At 47.5% G+C, this 2,375-nt stretch carries 1 protein-coding gene and 1 pseudogene; both read right to left on the minus strand.

Features of this window, described 5'->3' with window-relative positions; translation table 11 throughout:
* Positions 1-320, minus strand: a pseudogene (locus ABNT28_RS10835) (hypothetical protein); the annotation flags it as partial.
* Positions 307-2,375: molybdopterin oxidoreductase family protein (locus ABNT28_RS10840; RefSeq protein WP_348721602.1), on the minus strand; the 2,069-nt coding region annotated here is incomplete at its 5' end. The pseudogene ABNT28_RS10835 and the gene ABNT28_RS10840, both read right to left, overlap by 14 nt.

Below are 2,375 nucleotides of genomic sequence, written 5' to 3' on the forward strand. Positions count from 1 at the left end.
AAAAGTCCCTTTTCGATACACAGACTGGCCATACCCTTTAGCCAGCGGTCATAATAGGAAAGTTCAAGATACTCTTTATGCACAAACTGCTCACTTGCGCGGCGCATAGCATGGATATTCATAATCCCTAATTTCGGGCTACTCAGCAGCATCATTATCGCATCAGCGCGCTCTTCATAAGGTTTCATAGGGGAATCTTCGATCTTAATTGTCCTGTCGATTCCAAACATGGTTAGCCTATCGGCAAAACCACCAAGGTCATGCGCCAGATTCCCGTCTGCATCGACATTATGTGGGGTAATATCTTTACTCTTGCTCATAAGCTTTGATCCAAACAGCATTATCGTGAAAGGCGACGCCCCCGATGGGCGCAACAGGGTCAGCCCCAGTCAGGCTATTGATTCCGACTCCACCAACAAAACTATGGTTCGGCCAAAGGCTTTCAACAATCAACACGCCAGGTTGCAGACCTTCAAAATGAAGTGCATGTATGACAACCCTGCCGCGATTATTGCCTATTTCGCAAAGCGATCCATCCGCTATACCTATTTTTTTGGCATCTGCTGGATGGATCATAACTTGCGGACGTCCTTCAAGCTGGCGCGATGTTTTTGTTTCCGTAAAGCTCGAATTCAGAAACTGCCTAGCTGGCGCGGTGACCAGACGAAATGGCATTTGCGGTGTTTCAGTCTCTAAGACATCCCAATGATCTGGCATATTAGGCATGCATTGCAAAACTTCCTTATCCACATAGCCTTTTGGCAAAAACTCTTGCCAGTCAACAAAAAACCTGAATTTACCATCATCAAAAGCAAAGCCGTCAAGATAGTGCGATTTATTGAAATCTGGCTGACAATCTTGCCAGGGATGCTTTTTCATATGTGCCATGTCAGAACGACCCGAGGCAATCAGCGTTTCGTCAAGCAATGTCGCAGCGTCTTTTTTAAACCCATCCGAACTAGACCCAAGGCGGCAACCCAGAGCTGAAATTACATCATGATTGGACCAACATTCACCTGGCGCTTCAACGGCCTTGGCGCCAAGCATCGCATATTGATGTCCACCACCTTGATACAGATCGTCATGTTCAAGAAACATTGTTGCTGGCAAAACAATATCTGCAAAAGTTGCCGTTTCAGTCATAAATTGCTCATGGACAACCAGAAACAGATCTTCCCTGCTAAGTCCGGCTAACACCCGATTGCTATCTGGTGCAACGACCGCAGGATTGGTGTTCTGAATCAGCATGGCATGAACCGGCCCCCCGTCCTTTAACGCGGCTGTATCTCCGGTAAGTATTTCGCCAATTCGTGACTGGTCAAGCATGCGTGGCGGGGATGGCATGTCCAAGCCCTCTATAAGAGTCTTATTCCAGCCATAAATATTCGTATTATTATGAAACGCCCCCCCGCCTTTATGTTGCCAAGCACCAGTCACTGTGGCTATGCACAAGGCAGCATGCATATTGACCGCGCCATTGCGTTGCCGTGCAAAACCATAACCAAGTCGAAAATAGGTGCGGGGCGTTGACCCAACCAGCGTAGCAAATGCTTCGATTTCGGACACATCAAGACCGGTGATTTCACTAGCCCATTGTGGTGTTTTAGATTGCAAATGTGCCGCAAATTCTTCTGGTTGATCAGCATATTCGGCTAGATAATCAAGATCGGCAAGGCCATCCCGAAATAGTATGTGCATAACAGCACAGGCCAGAGCCGCATCGGTTCCAGGCCGAATGATCAACGCCATATCAGCTTGTCGTGACGTTGCGTTATGGTACACATCAATATGGACAATTTTTGCACCACGCGTTTTGCGGGCTTTTACCGCATGTCGCATTACATTAACCTGCGTACTAACCGGATTGGTGCCCCACAAAACAACACAATCAGATTCAGCCATTTCCCGTGGGTCAACGCCTGCAATAAGGCCTGTTCCCGCTTTGAAGCCTGTCCATGACGGTGTCACACAGATTGTTCCATGCATCCCCGAATAACCCTTGGCACGGCTAAGGCGGTTGATCCCATCACGCATCAACAAACCCATGGTACCGGCAAAGTAATATAGCCATATCGACTTTGCACCATATGTCGCCTCGATCGAGGTAAAACGGAATACTATCTCGGCAAGTGCTTCATCCCAGCTAATTTTTTCAAATTTGTTTTCACCCTTGCGCCCTATGCGACGCAAAGGCGTGGTCAATCTTTCAGGATGATAAAGTCTTTCTTTATAGCGGGAAACTTTAGCGCAGATCACCCCGTCTGTATATGTTTGGTCAATAGCACCTTTTACCCTTAAAACCTCTTTTGTATCGCTAATCTGCACCTCAAGCCCACATGCCGAAGGGCAGTCGTGGGGACATACTGTTTTGAAAT

The sequence above is a fragment of the uncultured Candidatus Puniceispirillum sp. genome, assembly GCF_963979125.1.
Taxonomy (GTDB): Bacteria; Pseudomonadota; Alphaproteobacteria; order Puniceispirillales; family Puniceispirillaceae; genus Puniceispirillum.